The 15,321-nt window shown below is 73.5% G+C and carries 16 protein-coding genes; 13 read left to right on the plus strand and 3 right to left on the minus strand.

Annotated features, from left to right (window positions below):
- Nucleotides 1-27: 27 nt before the first annotated feature.
- From ATL51_RS21215 to ATL51_RS29105, 7 genes are all read left to right on the plus strand, one after another.
- The gene (locus ATL51_RS21215; RefSeq protein ID WP_100879711.1) at nucleotides 28-954 is read left to right on the plus strand and encodes a PhzF family phenazine biosynthesis protein; all 927 of its coding nucleotides are present in this window, start codon (nucleotides 28-30) and stop codon (nucleotides 952-954) included.
- Nucleotides 955-1,119: 165 nt separating this feature from the next.
- A complete protein-coding gene (locus tag ATL51_RS21220) occupies nucleotides 1,120-2,079 on the plus strand; it encodes an HpcH/HpaI aldolase/citrate lyase family protein (RefSeq protein ID WP_062400493.1) in 960 nt (319 codons plus the stop codon).
- Nucleotides 2,080-2,158: 79 nt separating this feature from the next.
- Complete coding sequence (locus ATL51_RS21225; protein ID WP_062400495.1) at nucleotides 2,159-3,352, plus strand: acyl-CoA dehydrogenase family protein; 1,194 nt, start codon at nucleotides 2,159-2,161, stop codon at nucleotides 3,350-3,352.
- A gap of 166 nt (nucleotides 3,353-3,518) precedes the next feature.
- The gene (locus ATL51_RS21230; protein WP_062400497.1) at nucleotides 3,519-4,040 is read left to right on the plus strand and encodes a general stress protein; all 522 of its coding nucleotides are present in this window, start codon (nucleotides 3,519-3,521) and stop codon (nucleotides 4,038-4,040) included.
- A gap of 146 nt (nucleotides 4,041-4,186) precedes the next feature.
- Nucleotides 4,187-6,433 carry a carbon starvation CstA family protein gene (locus ATL51_RS21235; protein WP_100879712.1) on the plus strand — a complete coding sequence of 749 codons (2,247 nt, stop codon included), beginning with the start codon at nucleotides 4,187-4,189 and terminating at the stop codon, nucleotides 6,431-6,433.
- A 2-nt stretch (nucleotides 6,434-6,435) separates the two neighbouring features.
- Nucleotides 6,436-6,645, plus strand: coding sequence for a YbdD/YjiX family protein (locus ATL51_RS21240; protein ID WP_208623044.1), 210 nt, complete (start codon nucleotides 6,436-6,438; stop codon nucleotides 6,643-6,645).
- Between the two features lie 154 nt (nucleotides 6,646-6,799).
- Nucleotides 6,800-8,143 (plus strand): class I SAM-dependent methyltransferase, encoded by a 1,344-nt coding sequence (locus tag ATL51_RS29105; RefSeq protein ID WP_208623045.1) that lies wholly within the window; start codon nucleotides 6,800-6,802, stop codon nucleotides 8,141-8,143.
- Nucleotides 8,144-8,161: 18 nt separating this feature from the next.
- Here ATL51_RS29105 and corA read toward each other — a convergent pair whose 3' ends face one another.
- Nucleotides 8,162-9,268: a magnesium/cobalt transporter CorA gene (gene corA / locus ATL51_RS21250; protein ID WP_062404203.1), complete on the minus strand. Its 1,107-nt coding sequence runs from the start codon at nucleotides 9,266-9,268 to the stop codon at nucleotides 8,162-8,164.
- A 366-nt stretch (nucleotides 9,269-9,634) separates the two neighbouring features.
- On the opposite strand from corA, the gene ATL51_RS21255 reads away from it, so the two are divergent.
- Entirely contained in the window at nucleotides 9,635-10,138 is a 504-nt protein-coding gene (locus ATL51_RS21255; RefSeq protein WP_020623563.1) for a MaoC family dehydratase, read from the plus strand.
- Nucleotides 10,139-10,247: 109 nt separating this feature from the next.
- Here ATL51_RS21255 and ATL51_RS21260 read toward each other — a convergent pair whose 3' ends face one another.
- On the minus strand, nucleotides 10,248-10,652 hold the full coding sequence (locus ATL51_RS21260; RefSeq protein WP_100879713.1) for an NUDIX hydrolase: 405 nt from the start codon (nucleotides 10,650-10,652) through the stop codon (nucleotides 10,248-10,250).
- 109 nt (nucleotides 10,653-10,761) lie between these two features.
- Between ATL51_RS21260 and ATL51_RS28715 the strand changes: the two genes are divergently transcribed.
- Genes ATL51_RS28715 through ATL51_RS21280 form a run of 5 tightly spaced genes read left to right on the plus strand, consistent with a single transcriptional unit; the run spans nucleotide 10,762 to nucleotide 14,045 of the window.
- Nucleotides 10,762-10,914: a hypothetical protein gene (locus tag ATL51_RS28715; protein ID WP_167379107.1), complete on the plus strand. Its 153-nt coding sequence runs from the start codon at nucleotides 10,762-10,764 to the stop codon at nucleotides 10,912-10,914.
- Between the two features lie 4 nt (nucleotides 10,915-10,918).
- Nucleotides 10,919-11,476 carry a PH domain-containing protein gene (locus ATL51_RS21265; RefSeq protein ID WP_100879714.1) on the plus strand — a complete coding sequence of 186 codons (558 nt, stop codon included), beginning with the start codon at nucleotides 10,919-10,921 and terminating at the stop codon, nucleotides 11,474-11,476.
- A gap of 55 nt (nucleotides 11,477-11,531) precedes the next feature.
- The gene (locus tag ATL51_RS21270; protein WP_100879715.1) at nucleotides 11,532-12,419 is read left to right on the plus strand and encodes a PHP domain-containing protein; all 888 of its coding nucleotides are present in this window, start codon (nucleotides 11,532-11,534) and stop codon (nucleotides 12,417-12,419) included.
- 58 nt (nucleotides 12,420-12,477) lie between these two features.
- On the plus strand, nucleotides 12,478-13,359 hold the full coding sequence (locus ATL51_RS21275) for a RecB family exonuclease (RefSeq protein ID WP_100879716.1): 882 nt from the start codon (nucleotides 12,478-12,480) through the stop codon (nucleotides 13,357-13,359).
- Nucleotides 13,356-14,045 (plus strand): hypothetical protein, encoded by a 690-nt coding sequence (locus tag ATL51_RS21280; RefSeq protein ID WP_100879717.1) that lies wholly within the window; start codon nucleotides 13,356-13,358, stop codon nucleotides 14,043-14,045. Before ATL51_RS21275 ends, ATL51_RS21280 begins: the two co-directional genes overlap by 4 nt.
- A 21-nt stretch (nucleotides 14,046-14,066) precedes the next feature.
- Here the strand turns inward: ATL51_RS21280 and ATL51_RS28720 are convergent, their stop codons facing one another.
- Nucleotides 14,067-15,320 carry an Rv3212 family protein gene (locus tag ATL51_RS28720; RefSeq protein WP_100879718.1) on the minus strand — a complete coding sequence of 418 codons (1,254 nt, stop codon included), beginning with the start codon at nucleotides 15,318-15,320 and terminating at the stop codon, nucleotides 14,067-14,069.
- Nucleotide 15,321 lies beyond the last annotated feature (1 nt).

The following is a 15,321-nucleotide window of genomic DNA, read 5'->3' on the forward strand; positions in this document are numbered from 1 at the left end:
CCGGACGTGTGACTAGGCTCGCCCGCCGTGAACGAGCCGCAGCACGATCCCGGCCAGGGCCCCGAACCCCTCCGCTACGACATCGTCGACGTGTTCACCGACCGTCCGTACGCCGGTAACCCGCTGGCCGTCGTGCACGGCGCCGAGGCGCTGTCCACGGCCCGGATGCAGGCGATCGCGCGGGAGTTCAACCTGTCGGAGACGACGTTCCCGCTGGCCCCGACCGGCGACGGCGAGAGCGGCGCCGACTACCGGGTGCGGATCTTCACCCCGCTCGCCGAGCTGCCCTTCGCCGGGCACCCCAGCGTCGGCACGGCCTGGGTGCTGGCCCGTGACGGCGTCATCGGCGAGGGCGACCGCGTGCAGGAGTGCGGGGCCGGGCTGCTGCCCGTGCGGGTCGACGACACCGGCGCCCGGGTGTGGGGCGGCGCGCCGTCGGTCGGCGCCGAGCTGAACGCCGTCCGCCTCGCCGCCGCGCTCGGCCTCGGCCCCGACGACGTCGACGGCGCCGCCGTGCCGGGTGTGGCCGGTGCCGGGACCGACTTCGCGATCCTGCTCGTCGTCGCCGGTGCGGTCGCCCGCGCGGTGCCCGACCCCGCGGCGCTGGCCGCCGCGGTCGCCGACAGCGGCGCGACCGGGCTGCTCGTCGCCGCCGTCGACGCCACCGCCGAGCGGGTCCACGCCCGCATGTTCGGCATCGGGATCGGGGTCCCCGAGGACCCGGCGACGGGCTCGGCCGCCGTCGCGCTCGGGATCTTCCTCGCCGACCGCGGCCTGGTCACCGACGACGGCGAGCACTCCTTCGTCGTGACCCAGGGGGTGGAGATGGGCCGTCCGTCCACGTTGTACGCCGGCGTGCGCACCGAGGGCGGCCGGGCCGTCGGGAGCTGGGTCGGCGGGACCGTCGTCGCGGTGGCCAGGGGCTCCCTGACCCCACCTCCCGAACAGGGGTGACCGACGGGTAACCCCACCTGACCACCGGCGGGTGAGAAACCAATCACCTGGACGGGGCGCCGCGGCCGTCGTCGTGCCAGCATCAGTCCCCAGCCCGAACGCCCGTGTCGTGACGACGTCGTCGCCGCGACGCGGGCGAGGACGATCTCGACGAGGAGCCCGCCTGTGAGCACCACCCTCCGCGCCCGCCGGTCCTGCCTGGCCGTGCCCGGATCGAGCCAGAAGTTCATCGACAAGGCTCGCACGCTGAACTCCGACCAGGTCTTCCTGGACCTGGAGGACGCCTGCGCCCCGCTGGCCAAGCCCGGTGCGCGGACGACGATCGTCGAGGCCCTCAACGAGGGCGGCTGGGGCGAGAAGATCCGCGTCGTCCGGGTCAACGACTGGACCACCGAGTGGACCTACCGCGACGTCGTCGAGGTCGTCGAGGGCGCCGGCGCCAACCTCGACGCGATCATGCTGCCGAAGGTGCAGACCCCCGAGCAGGTCGTCGCGCTCGACCTGCTGCTGACCCAGATCGAGAAGACCAACGGTCTCGAGGTCGGGAGGATCGGCATCGAGGCGCAGATCGAGAACGCGCTGGGCCTGACCAACGTCAACGCCATCGCCACCGCGTCGCCGCGGGTCGAGACGATCATCTTCGGCCCGGCCGACTTCATGGCCTCGATCAACATGAAGTCGCTGGTCGTCGGCGAGCAGCCCCCCGGCTACGACGTGGGCGACGCCTACCACCACATCCTCATGTCGATCCTGATGGCGGCCCGCGCGCACGACAAGCAGGCCATCGACGGCCCGTACCTGCAGATCAAGGACGTCGACGGGTTCCGCCGGGTCGCCGGCCGGTCCGCGGCACTGGGCTTCGACGGCAAGTGGGTGCTGCACCCCGGCCAGATCGACGCCGCCAACGAGACCTTCTCCCCGGCGCAGAGCGACTACGACCACGCCGAGAACATCCTCGACGCCTACGAGTACTTCACCTCCGAGGCCGGTGGCAAGCGCGGCGCGGCGATGATCGGCGACGAGATGATCGACGAGGCCAGCCGCAAGATGGCGCTGGTGATCTCGGGCAAGGGCCGCGCGGCGGGCATGACCCGCACCGACAAGTGGACCCCGCCGGAGGCGTGAGCGCAGCTCGCGCAACGAACCTCAGCGCTGAGGCCCCGACCGCCCGCCGACCGACGACGCTCACCGAGGAGTAATCAGCATGGCCCGGCTCGCCCAGACCGCCGGTCTGACCGACATCCAGACCGAGATCCTGTCCACCGTCCGCTCGTTCGTGGACAAGGAGATCATCCCGCACGCGACGGCGCTGGAGCACGCGGACACCTACCCGCAGGACATCGTCGACGGGATGAAGGAGATGGGGCTGTTCGGCCTCATGATCCCGGAGGAGTACGGCGGCCTCGGCGAGTCGCTGCTCACCTACGCCCTGGTGGTCGAGGAGATCGCCCGCGGCTGGATGAGCGTCTCCGGCGTCATCAACACCCACTTCATCGTGGCGTACATGCTCCGCCAGCACGGCACGCAGGCGCAGAAGGAGAAGTACCTGCCGAGGATGGCCACGGGCGAGACCCGTGGCTCGTTCTCGATGTCCGAGCCCGATCTCGGCTCGGACGTCGCGGCGATCAAGACCCGTGCGAAGCAGGACGGCGACGACTACGTCATCGACGGCGCCAAGATGTGGCTGACCAACGGTGGCACGTCGAACCTGACCGCGGTGCTGGTGAAGACCGACGAGGGCGCCGAGCGTCCGCACCAGAACCTCACCACGTTCCTGGTGGAGAAGCCCACCGGCTACGGCGAGGTCGCCCCCGGCCTGATCGTCCCGGGCAAGATCGACAAGATGGGCTACAAGGGGGTCGACACCACCGAGCTGGTGTTCAAGGACCACCGGATCTCCGGCGAGCAGATCCTCGGCGGGGAGCGTGGCAAGGGCTTCGCGCACATGATGGACGGCGTCGAGGTCGGCCGCGTGAACGTCGCCGCCCGTGCCTGCGGCATCGCGATCCGGGCGTTCGAGCTGGGCGTCGAGTACGCCCAGCAGCGCTCGACCTTCGGCAAGCCGATCGTCCAGCACCAGGCGATCGCGTTCAAGATCGCCGAGATGGCGACCAAGGTCGAGGCCGCGCACCTGATGATGGTCAACGCCGCGCGCCTCAAGGACCGCGGCGAGCGCAACGACGTCGAGGCCGGCATGGCCAAGATGCTCGCCTCGGAGTACTGCAAGGAGGTCACCGAGGAGGCGTTCCGCATCCACGGCGGCTACGGCTACTCCAAGGAGTACGAGATCGAGCGTCTCATGCGCGAGGCGCCGTTCCTGCTCATCGGCGAGGGCACCTCGGAGATCCAGAAGACGATCATCTCCCGGGGTCTGCTGCGCGACTACAAGCTGCGCTGACCGCACCCGCGTCCACGGCCCCGTACCCCGTCCCGGGGTGCGGGGCCGTGTCGTCCGGTCGGTGGGGTGTGACCTGCGGCTCCGCGACTAGTGTTCGGGGCACGTCGCGGTCGGGTCGAACGTTGCACCGACGACGAGACAGGACATCTTCCACGAGGAGCACGCCATGACCAACCCCTTCGGCGGCCAGACTCGTCCGGCTCCGGGCCTGCCGCAGCTGCCCACTCCGCCGACCGGGTGGCCGGTGGGCTCCTACGCCACCTACGAGGAGGCGCAGCGGGCCGTCGACCACCTCGCCGACTCCGACTTCCCGGTCGCCGACGTGACGATCGTCGGCGTCGACCTGATGCTCGTCGAGCGGGTCATCGCCCGCCTGACCTGGGGCCGGGTGCTCGCCTCCGGCGCGGCGCAGGGTGCCTGGCTGGGTCTGTTCGTCGGTGTCCTGCTGTTCGTGTTCTCCCCGGACGGCAACTTCCTGCCCATCGTCGTCGGCCTGGTGTCCGGGGCGGTGTTCTTCATGGCCTTCGCCGCGGTCAGCTACAGCGCGAGCAAGGGCCGCCGGGACTTCCAGTCCGCCAGCCAGATGGTGGCGGGCCGCTACGACGTCCTGTGCGAGCCGCGCAACGCCGAGCGGGCCCGCGAGATGCTGGCCAAGCTGGCGATGGGCGGCCCCGGCGGGGGCTTCTGACCGGCCCCCGCCCCGCCCGCACGACCCCGCGGCCGTCGTCACCCGACCGGGTGGCGGCGGCCGTCGTGCGCCGGCAAGCGGACATCGGTTCCCACCGGGCACACCGCCTCCTATAGTTCGCGCGTCGGACATATCGGAGGGGCGCGATGACACAGGTGTCGGGCGGACCGGCGGGGCGCGAGCTCCCGCCGGCGGCGGTGGACGAGGAGGTGCTCCTCGCCGAACAGCGGGCGTGGACACCGTGGAAGATCGCGGTGTGGGCGGGGATCGCCCTGCTGGGCGGGCTGGCGTGGGTGATGCTCGCGCTGGTGCGCGGGGAGACGGTCAACGCGATCTGGTTCGTGTTCGCCGCGGTGAGCACCTACGCGATCGCGTACCGGTTCTACTCCCGCTACATCGAGAACAAGCTCCTGCGTCCGGACGACCGGCGCGCCACCCCGGCCGAGTACAAGGAGAACGGCCAGGACTTCCTGCCGACCGACCGGCGGGTCCTCTACGGCCACCACTTCGCCGCGATCGCCGGTGCCGGTCCGCTGGTCGGACCGGTCCTGGCCGCGCAGATGGGGTACCTGCCCGGCACGATCTGGATCATCGTCGGCGTCATCGTCGCCGGCGCGGTCCAGGACTATCTGGTGCTGTTCTTCTCGATGCGCCGCGGCGGGCGCTCGCTGGGCCAGATGGCCCGCGAGGAGCTCGGCCGGGTCGGCGGGATCGCGGCGATCATCGCGACCCTCGCCATCATGATCATCCTGATCGCGGTGCTCACGCTGGTCGTGGTGAACGCGCTCGGGGAGAGCCCGTGGGGCGTCTTCTCGGTGGCGCTGACCATCCCGATCGCCCTGTTCATGGGCGTCTACCTGCGGTACCTGCGGCCCGGGAAGGTCTCCGAGGTCTCCTGGATCGGCTTCGTGCTGCTGATCGGCGCGATCGTCGCCGGCGGCTGGGTCTCCGAGACCGGCTGGGGCCAGGCGCTGTTCACCCTGGACCGGACCACCATCGCCTGGGGCGTGATCGTCTACGGCTTCGTGGCCGCGGTGCTCCCGGTCTGGCTGCTGCTCGCCCCGCGCGACTACCTGTCGACGTTCATGAAGATCGGCACGATCGTGCTGCTCGCGGTGGCGATCATCGTCGTCCGCCCCGAGGTCGCGGCGCCCGCGTTCAGCGAGTTCGCCGGCCGCGACGACGGCCCCGTCGTCGCCGGGTCGCTGTTCCCGTTCCTGTTCGTGACGATCGCCTGCGGCGCGCTGTCCGGCTTCCACGCCCTGATCTCCTCGGGTACCACGCCCAAGCTGGTCGAGAAGGAGCGCCAGACCCGCTTCATCGGCTACGGCGGCATGCTCATGGAGTCCTTCGTGGCGATCATGGCGCTGGTCGCGGCGCTGTCGATCGACCGCGGGCTCTACTTCGCGATGAACGTGCCCGCGTCGCTGACCGAGGGCACCGTCGAGGGCGCGGCCGCGTTCGTGAACTCGCTCGGCCTGATGAACGTCAACGTCACCCCCGACCAGCTGGCGACGACCGCGGCACTGGTCGGCGAGGAGTCGATCGTCTCCCGCACCGGGGGTGCGCCGACGCTGGCGGTCGGCCTGGCGAACATCATGCAGCAGTTCATCGGCGGGCCCGGGATGATGAGCTTCTGGTACCACTTCGCGATCATGTTCGAGGCGCTGTTCATCCTCACCGCCGTCGACGCCGGCACCCGGGTGGCGCGCTTCATGCTGCAGGACGCGATCGGCACCGTGGCCCCGAGGTTTAAGGACACCTCGTGGCGGCCGGCCGCCTGGATCTGCACCGGGCTGATGGTCGGTGCCTGGGGCGCGATCCTGCTGATGGGCGTGACCGACCCGCTGGGCGGGATCAACACGCTCTTCCCGCTGTTCGGCATCGCGAACCAGCTCCTGGCGGCGATCGCGCTCGCGGTCTGCCTGGCGATCGCGGCCCGGCGCGGGCACGTGCGCTACCTGTGGATCATCGTCGTGCCGCTGGCGTTCGCCGCCGTCGTGACGGTCACGGCGTCGATGTACAAGATCTTCTCCTCGAACCCGAAGATCGGGTACTGGGCGCAGCACTTCGCCTTCCGGGAGGCCATCGCGTCCGGGGAGACGAGCTTCGGCACCGCGGGCACCCCGCAGGCGATGGCGGCCGTCGTCCGCAACACCTTCGTCCAGGGCACGCTGTCGATCCTGTTCGTGACGCTCGCGCTCGTCGTGATCGTCGCCGCGGTCCTGGCCGCCCGGACGTCGATCTCGACGGGCGGCCGCCCGGACCACGAGGAGGAACCGGTTCCCTCGCGGCTCTACGCCCCGGCCGGCCTGGTCGCGACCCCGGCGGAGAAGGAGCTGGAGAAGGAGTGGACCGAGACGGTCGGCACCCCGGCCCGGTCGGGGCACTGACCGTGGCGGCACCGACCGTGGCGGCCACGACGCTGGCCCGGCTGCGGGCGCTGCACGGCTGGTGGCGCGGGGTGATCGGGGCGGATCTGTACGACCGCTACCTCGACCACCACCGTCGCAGCGGACACGACCACCCGCCGATGACCGAGCGGGAGTACTGGCGGGCCCGCACCGCGTACCAGGAGAGCAACCCGCAGGGCCGCTGCTGCTGAGGCGGCACCCCGCCTCCGGCCGGACCCGCTGCGCCGCACGGGTGGCCGGAGCTGCACGTTCGGCCCAGCGCGCCCTCCCGGGTGGGTGTCACACCCCACCGGGGAGGGCGCGTCGGGTTCCGGACACGGGCTGCTGCGGGCAGGATCAGGCACTGTGAGCGGCGAGGCGTGGCAGGAGAGCGACCAGATCCGCCCGGCCACGGTGCACCGTGCCTACGGGCGGGGTGCCGCGGGCTTCGACGCCTTCGTCGCGACCCTGCCCGGCTACCGCACCCACCTGCGGGTGTCGGCGTCGCGGATGGGCCTGGGCGACGGCCACGGTCTGCGTCTGCTCGACGTCGGCTGCGGCACCGGGGTGTCCACCGAGGCGCTGCTGACCAGCGTCGGAGGTGCCGAGGTGGTCGCGGTCGACGCGTCCGCGGAGATGCTCGCCGTCGCCCGGAAGAAGAACTGGTCGCCCCGGGTGACGTTCGTGCACTCCCGGCTGGAGACCCTCGCCGAGGCCGGCATCGAGGGCCCGTTCGACGGGATCCTCGCGTCCTTCCTGGTGTCCAACCTGCCCGACGCCGAGCACGGCCTGCGCCGGCTGCTGAGCCTGCTCGCGCCCGGCGCCCCGCTGGCGGTGCACGACTACGCCGTCGGCGGCCGGAGCCGGATGCGCTGGACGACGGCGAACTGGACCTGGATGCTCCCGATGGCCTCGCTGCGCTGGGGGGCCGCGGACCTCGCCCGCTACCGGGCCAGGCGGATCGCGACGGCCGGCGGGCCCGAGCAGATGGTGCACCGGATGGAACGGGCCGGGTTCGACGACGTCCGCGTCCAGACCGTCGGCGGGGTCCAGCAGCACCTCGTGCACACGTTCCTGGGACGGCGCCCCGACGAGCCCGACGTCGTGGGGGAGCGCCAGGAACGCCGCGCCCGCCGCTCGGCCATCGCCGCCGCGGGGTGGCGGCCCCTCCGGGACGAGCCCGCCCCGGCTCCCGGGGACACGACCGAACCCGTCGACGAGGGCGGCCCCGAGGACCCCGGCTACGCCGAGACACTCCCGGAGCAGGTGCTCGAGGACGACGGGGTGGAGGTGGGGGAGGGTGACGCCGACGGCGCCGCGGACCCGGCCCCGTCCGGTGCGGCGGACGACCCCGCCCCCACCGAGGACGACGACCCGGACACCCGCCCGCGCGGGCACGCTGTGGCCCGGGCGCTGCGGTACGGGCTGCCGGACCCCCGTCCCGAGCCCTCCGACCCCGGCGCCGCGGAACCCGGGTCCGGTGCCGCCGAGTCCGACCCCGGTGCCGCCGGACCCGACCGCGGCGCTGCCGAGCCCGGACCTGCCGGACCCGGCACCACGGGCCCCCGGCGCCCGACGCCCGGCCCTCGTCCGCGCCGCCCGGTCGGGCTCCGGCGCCCCGGCCCCCCGCGGCCACGCCCCGGGGACGCGCCCCCGCCCGCCGGGGACGACGAGCCGCCGACCCCGCCGACGGGCACCCGCCGGGTCTGACCGGCGGGCGTCCCGGGCCTACAGCCAGCCGTTGCGGCGGAAGTTGCGGTACAGCAGCCCGCACAGCGTCGCGATGACGATCAGGACCATCGGGTACCCGAAGTCCCAGTGCAGCTCGGGCATCGAGTCGAAGTTCATGCCGTAGACGCCGGCGATCATCGTCGGCACCGAGATCAGGCCCGCGTAGGCGGTGATCTTCCGCATGTCGTTGTTCTGCCGCATGCTGATCTTCGCGAGGACCGCGTCGACCAGGGTGGTCAGCAGCTCGTTGAAACCGGCCACCTGCTCGGCGACGCCGCCGAGGTGGTCGTCGACGTCGCGGAAGTAGGACCGCACGTCGTGCGGGACCAGCGCGCTGTAACCCTCGGCGAGCTTGCGCATCGGCCCGACCAGCGGCATCACCGCACGACGCAGGTCGAGGATCTCGCGCTTCATGACGTAGATCTGCTCGGGGTTCATCGTCGAGCGCGGCGAGAACACCTCGGCCTCGACGGCGTCGATGTCGTCCTCGATCTGCCCGCAGACCTCGATGTAGGAGTCGACGACGTGGTCGGCGATGGCGTGCAGCACCGCGGCCGGGCCGAGGGACAGCTGCTCCGGGTCGTCCTCGAGCCGCCGCCGTACCTCCCGCAGGCCGGTGTGGCGGCCGTGCCGGACGGTCACGACGAAGTCGCGCCCGAGGAAGGCCATGACCTCACCGGTCTCGACGATCTCGTTCGACGTCGTCGGGTCGGCGTGCCCGACGTAGCGGACGGTCTTGAGCACCATGAACAGCGTGTCGTCGTAGCGCTCGAGCTTGGGGCGGTTGTGCGCGTGCACCGCGTCCTCGACGGCGAGCTCGTGCAGCCCGTAGGTCTCGGCGACGCCGGCGATCTGCTCGGAGTCCGGCTCGTGCAGCCCGATCCAGACGAAGCCCTCGCCGCGCTCGCGGACCTCGGCGATCGCCTCGTCGTGGGTCCAGCGGCCGGGGAGCCGGCGGCCGTCGACGTAGACGGCGCAGTCGACGACGTAGGCGGACAGTGGAACACGCAGCCGGACGGGCGGGCTCGCGGCGGCCCGCGCCGCGGCGCGCTCGGCGCGGCGGGACGGGCGGATGGTGGGGCGGAGCTGGGAGAGCGAGGGCATCACGAGGACCACCTCCGGGCGTGCCGGTGCGGCTCGGGGGGCGAGCGGCACCGGGGAACGGTGCGACCGCGCAGGGCGGCCGCCGGGCCGGAACTCGCCTCCCGCCGGGATCAGCCCGTGACGTGCTCCGGGGCCGTGTGCAGCGGGAGGCGGCACCTACTGCTCGCCGGTGTCTGGGACGCGGACACCGCACTCACCTCCCTAGCTGTTCCGGTGGACGTCCTGTGTCTCGTCCGTGCGCGGGCGGACGTCACCGAGATGTGACATCCCCGACCGTGCACGTGTGAGCCGGACCGCCCTTCCTCGCGCGGGCCACCGGATAGATTACCCCCGCAACGAATCGACAGCGTGATGGGAGCGTGAACGGTGCAGTTCGGGCGCTACTACGAGGAGTTCGAGGTCGGTGCGGTCTACAAGCACTGGCCCGGCAAGACGGTCACCGAGTACGACGACCACCTGTTCTGCCTCCTCACCATGAACCACCACCCGCTGCACATGGATGCGCACTACGCGGAGGAGACGACCGACTTCGGCAAGAACGTCGTGGTCGGCAACTACATCTACTCGCTGCTGCTGGGCATGTCCGTGCCGGACGTGTCGGGCAAGGCGATCGCGAACCTCGAGGTCGAGTCGCTCAAGCACACGAAGCCGACCTTCCACGGCGACACGATCTACGGCGAGACCGAGGTCCTCGACAAGACCCCGTCGAAGTCGAAGGACGACCGCGGCGTCGTGTACGTCGAGACCCGCGGCTACAAGCAGGACGGCACCGTCGTGTGCACCTTCCGCCGCAAGGTCATGGTGCCCAAGCGGTCCTACGGCGACAGCCGCGGCGGGGAGCAGCCCGGCCGCCCCACGCCGCAGGTCTGACCCGCGGCACACCACGCCGGCACCGGCCCCCGACTCCGTCCCGGAGCGGGGGCCGTCGTGTGTCACCCACACGCATACCGCGGGGCCGGACGGGCACCCGCCGTGGCGGTCAGGTCCGGGGCAGGCAGTCCCAGCCGCCGAGGGTCTCGGTCAGGCCCTCGACGACGGCCAGCGTCGCGTAGTCCGCCCGGTCGACGAACCGGGCGTCGGTGGCGTCGTCGCCGGCCCGCGGGATGCCGTCGCCGGTCGCGAGGGTGCAGACGTAGTCGGCGATCCGGTACGGGCCGCGGAGGACCACCCCGGCCAGGCGCCCGGGGACGACCGTCAGACCGGTCTCCTCGGCGAGCTCGCGGACCACGGCCTCGTGCTCGCTCTCGCCCGCCTCGACCCGGCCGCCGGGGACCGACCAGAGCCCCCGACCAGGCTCGTTCGCCCTGCGGACGAGCAGCAATCGTCCGTCCGGGTCGAACACGATTCCACCCACGCAGGCGACGTGTCGGCTACTGTCGGTCATCCGGAACGACGGTACGCTGCTCGGGTGCCGGTACCGGGGCCAGTCGGCCCTCCGGTACCAATGACATGTCTGTGTGTCCGACACACCGAGAAACGGGTGGGCAGGGAACGTGAAGAAGATCCTGATCCTGGTAGCGGTGGCGCTGGGGATCTTCCTGGTGATCACCAATCCCAATGGTGCGGCCGGTTCGGTCTCGAACGTGGGCAACATCCTCTACGACGCGGCGCAGTCCGTCTCGACCTTCGTCACCAACCTGATCTGAGCCCGTGCTCGCGCCCCGGGAGATCGACGAGTACCTGCTCCCCACGGAGCGGCGCGTCATCCGTGTGCGCCAGCACTGGGCGGTGATGGTCAAACACATCTGGCAGACGGCGCTGTTCATCATCGTGGTGATCGGTGTCGAGCAGCTGCTCGACGGGCCCGGGGTCGACCCGGTGCTGGACGTCGTGGTCGACAACCTGGCGTTCTACCTGGTCGTCGTCGCGGTCCTGCGCTACACGGCGCTGTCGATCCTCTGGTGGATCGAGCGGATCGTGATCACCGACAAGCGGGTGATGATCGCCCAGGGGATCATCGTGCACAACGTCGGCATGATGCCCCTGGGCAAGGTCACCGACCTGACGTTCCAGCGTTCGCTGTCCGGGCGCATGCTCGGCTACGGGACGATGGTCGTCGAGTCCGCGGGCCAGATCCAGGCGCTGAACCGCATCGACTACATGCCGCGCCCCGAGGAGATCTACGAGGCGCTCTCCGAGCTGGTCTTCGGGGAGAAGGGCAAGACCCGCGCGACCGGCATGCTCGCCAAACCGCGCTGGCGGCGCTGACCCGCGTGTCCCGTCGCGGGATGCGCGCGCGCCGCGCGGCGCTAGTGTCGGTCACGTGTCCGTCATCGATCTGCACGCCCACTCCACCGCGTCCGACGGCACCGACTCCCCGGCCGGGCTGGTCCGGGCGGCCGGCGCCGCGGGGCTCGACGTCGTCGCGATCACCGACCACGACACCACCGCCGGGTGGGCCGAGGCGGGGGCCGCGCTGCCGGCCGGTCTCGCGCTGGTGCGCGGCGCGGAGTTCTCCTGCCTGAGCCCGACCGGCCGCACGGGCGAGCCGCGCTGCTCGGTACACCTGCTCGGCTACCTGTTCGACCCGGAGCACGCCGCGATCGTCGCGGAGCAGGAGCGGCTGCGGTCCGAGCGCGTGCAGCGACTGGAGACGATGATCGGGCGAATGGCCGCCGACGGGTACCCGGTCGACGTCGACACCGTGTTCGCACACCTGCCCGAGGGCGGCAGCGCGGGCCGGCCGCACCTGGCCCGCGCGCTCGTCGCGGCCGGCGTCGTCGGGTCGGTCGACGAGGCCTTCTCCGAGCTGCTGCACAACGACAGCCCCTACTACGTGCCGCGGGCCGACACCCGGGTCGAGACGGCCGTCGAGATGATCGTCGCGGCGGGCGGGGTCGCGGTGTTCGCGCACCCACTGGCCCGCAGGCGCGGCGTGGTCGTGGAGCCGTCGGTGCTCGTCGACCTCGTCGGCTGGGGGCTGGGCGGGATCGAGGTCGACCACCCGAACCACGCCCCGGCCGACCGCGAGCTGCTGCGCGGGATCACCCTCGAGCACGGCCTGCTCACGACCGGCTCCAGCGACTACCACGGCACGAACAAGACGACCCCGCTCGCCGAGGAGACGACCGACTCGGAGGTCTACGCGGCACTGACCGAACGGGCCACCGGCGTCCCCGTGCTGCACGGCGGATCCGGCGGCACCGCGTGACGGTGCGTCGCCGGGAGTGATCGACGGTCGGTGACCGTCCCGGAGTACCGTGGCGCCCATGGCCCGGACCACCGCTCCCGCCACCGGGACCCCGGACGGTCAGCTCGGCCTGGACCTGCTCGACCCCGGCTTCGGTGCGACCGCGCTGCACCGGGTCACCCCGGCCCGGCTCGACACCTGGGACGCCTGCCCGCGCCGCTACCGGATGGTGCACGTCGACCGCCCGGCCCCGCCGCGCGGCGGCGGGTTCGCCCACACCACGCTCGGTGCGGTCGTGCACCTGGCGCTGCGGTCGCTGGCGGCCCTGCCCGCTGAGCGGCGCACCCCGGAGCAGGCCGCGTCCCTGGTGGACCGGCACTGGACCGGCGAGGGGTTCGCCGACGACGCCCAGGCCGCCCGGTACCGTGAGCGCGCTCGGGACTGGCTGGCCGCCGCCGTCGACGGCCCGGCCGGGCGGGACGAGCCGCTCGCCGTCGAACGCTGGGTGCGGGCCCCCGCCGGGCCGCTGCTGGTCGAGGGCCGGGTCGACCGGATCGACGCGCGCGACGGCGAGGCCGTCGTCGTCGACTTCAAGACCGGGCGCCGGGTGCCGACCGCGGCCGACGCCGCGGACTCCCGGCAGCTCGCGCTCTACGCCGTCGCCACCGCCGCGGTGTTCCGCCGTCCCTGCCGCACGGTCGAGCTGCATCACGTGCCGACCGGGACCGTCGCCGCGCACACCCACGACCAGGCCTCCCTCGACCGGCACGTCGCCGCGGCCGCGGAGTCCGCCGACGCCGCCGCCGGGGCGACGACCGCGCTGGCCGACGGCGGCGACGCCGCCGCGCTCTTCCCGGCCCGCACCGGCGCGCACTGCGGGACCTGCGCGGTCCGCCGGAACTGCGCCCCGGGCCGCGCCGCCGTCCCGGAGCCGCGACCGTGGGACCTGCTCGCACCGTGACCGCCGACCCGCAGTTCCCCGGCCCGCCGCCCCGCGGCCGCCCCCCGCTCCCGCCCCGCCCGCCGGGCCCGCCCGCCCCGTACCGCGCCGGGCCGTCGCACGGACGCCCGCACCCCGGCCCCGACGGCTACGGCCCCCGCCCGCCGGCCCTGCCGTCCGGCCCGCCCGGGCGGCGCGGCGGCCTCGGGCCTCCGGCCGGTCCGCACCCCACCGAGGCCCTGCCCGGGGCCCGCCGCGCACCGCGCCGCGGCGACGCCGGGTCCCGCCGCGGGCTGTCCTCCGGCGCGGGCGAGCCACCGCGCGCCGACGAGCACCCCGCCGCCCGCGCGCCCGGCCGGCGGGCCGACCGCCGCCGCGCCGAGGAGGGCCGGCGGCGGGCGCGGCGCCGCACACCCGGACCCGACGTCGACGGCGCCGGGGCCCGGCTGGTGCGCGGCCTGGCCGGCGTGCTCGCCGGCGGGCTGGTCGTGCTCGCCCTCGGGCTGGTCGCCGTGGAGTGGGCGGCCGGGAACAGCGGGGTCCCCGGGCCCGGCTCCGGCGCGATCGTCGCGCACGTCGGGGCGGCGGTCGTCGCCGTCGTCGGCCAGGTCGTCGCGGACCGGCGGCGGGACCGCGCCGGTCTGCTCGCCGCGCTCGGGGTGGTCGTGACGGCGTCGCTGGTGCTCGGGTTCGGCTGGTTCCTGTAGCCGCGCGGAGCCGACGCCGGCTCAGCCGGCGGGCCCCAGCACGACGAGCTCGTCGCCGCGCAGCTCGACCAGCAGGGCGCCCTGGACGGCGAGCAGGACCGGCGCGGTGACCGGGCCGCGGTCCACCGGCAGGGTCCGGGCGACGACACCCGTGGCCGGGTCGACGTCGGCGATGCCGCCGGGGACGGGCACGAGCAGCCGGTCGCCGTAGCGGGTCCCGGGGCCCAGCGTGCCGGGCAGGCTCCAGAGCGGCTGGAGGCTGCGGGTGTCCAGCGCGACCGTCGCGCCGCCGGTCCACCAGTAGCGGCGCCGGTCGTCGGCCGTGGTGCGGGCGACACCGTCGGCGGGGGCGGCGACCGTCGCCCCCGCGTCGACCGGGAACTCGCCGATGCTGCGCCCGGACCGGTCGTAGAGGGCCAGGCGGGGTGCGCCCGGGAGCAGGACGGCGACGCGCTCGGACGACGCGGCGACCACCTGGGCGCCGTCGGTACCGGTGACCGACGACGAGTCGAACGCGGGCCGGTCACCCTCGGTCCCGCTGGGGCGCAGCACCGTCAGCCGCTCGGACGGCTCGCCGGGGCAGCGCTCCAGGATCGCGGCGCGGTCCTCGGCGGCGGCGAAGGAGCGGAACGTGCACCCCGACCGCGGCTGCGAGCCGGGCTCCTCCAGCGCGCGCACCGTGCCGTACTCGGCGGTGCGGACCAGGTCGGAGCGGAAGGTCTCGACGTAGTCCTGGCCGGTCGCGACCACCGGGTCCTGGCCGATCAGCCGGGTGCCGGGCCGGGCGTCGAGGGTCCGGGCCGGTCCACGGGCCCCGGAGTCGGGCTGGAGCGTGGACAGCTCGGAGCAGTACTCGTCGTTGCGGTAGAGCGCGAGCACGCGGCCGTCGGCGAACCCGGTGGTGCACAGCGGCAGGTCACGGGAGTAGCTCCAGCGCTCGGCGCCCGTGCGGGCGTCGTGCCCGGAGACCCGCGCCCCCGCGGCGACGACGACGCCGTCCCCGACCGCCAGCGGCACCGGGGTGTCCGGGCTGGCCGCCCGCCACAGCTCGCCGAACCCGGCCGGGACCGGGCCGACCGGCGGCGGTGGGGTGGGCGCGGTCGCTGCCGTCACCGACTCGGTGTGTGCGGCCGGGCTCTGCACGGCGTAGAGCACCGCGACCCCGGCCAGCAGCAGCACGAGCACCGCGGCGACCAGTCGGTCGCCGCGGTGTCGTCGTTCGGCGGGGACGCCCGGGAGCGGGAGCCGGTCCCGCAGGGGTCGGCCGCGCAGCACG

The sequence above is a fragment of the Pseudonocardia alni genome (assembly GCF_002813375.1).
In the GTDB taxonomy this organism is placed as follows: Bacteria; Actinomycetota; Actinomycetes; order Mycobacteriales; family Pseudonocardiaceae; genus Pseudonocardia; species Pseudonocardia alni.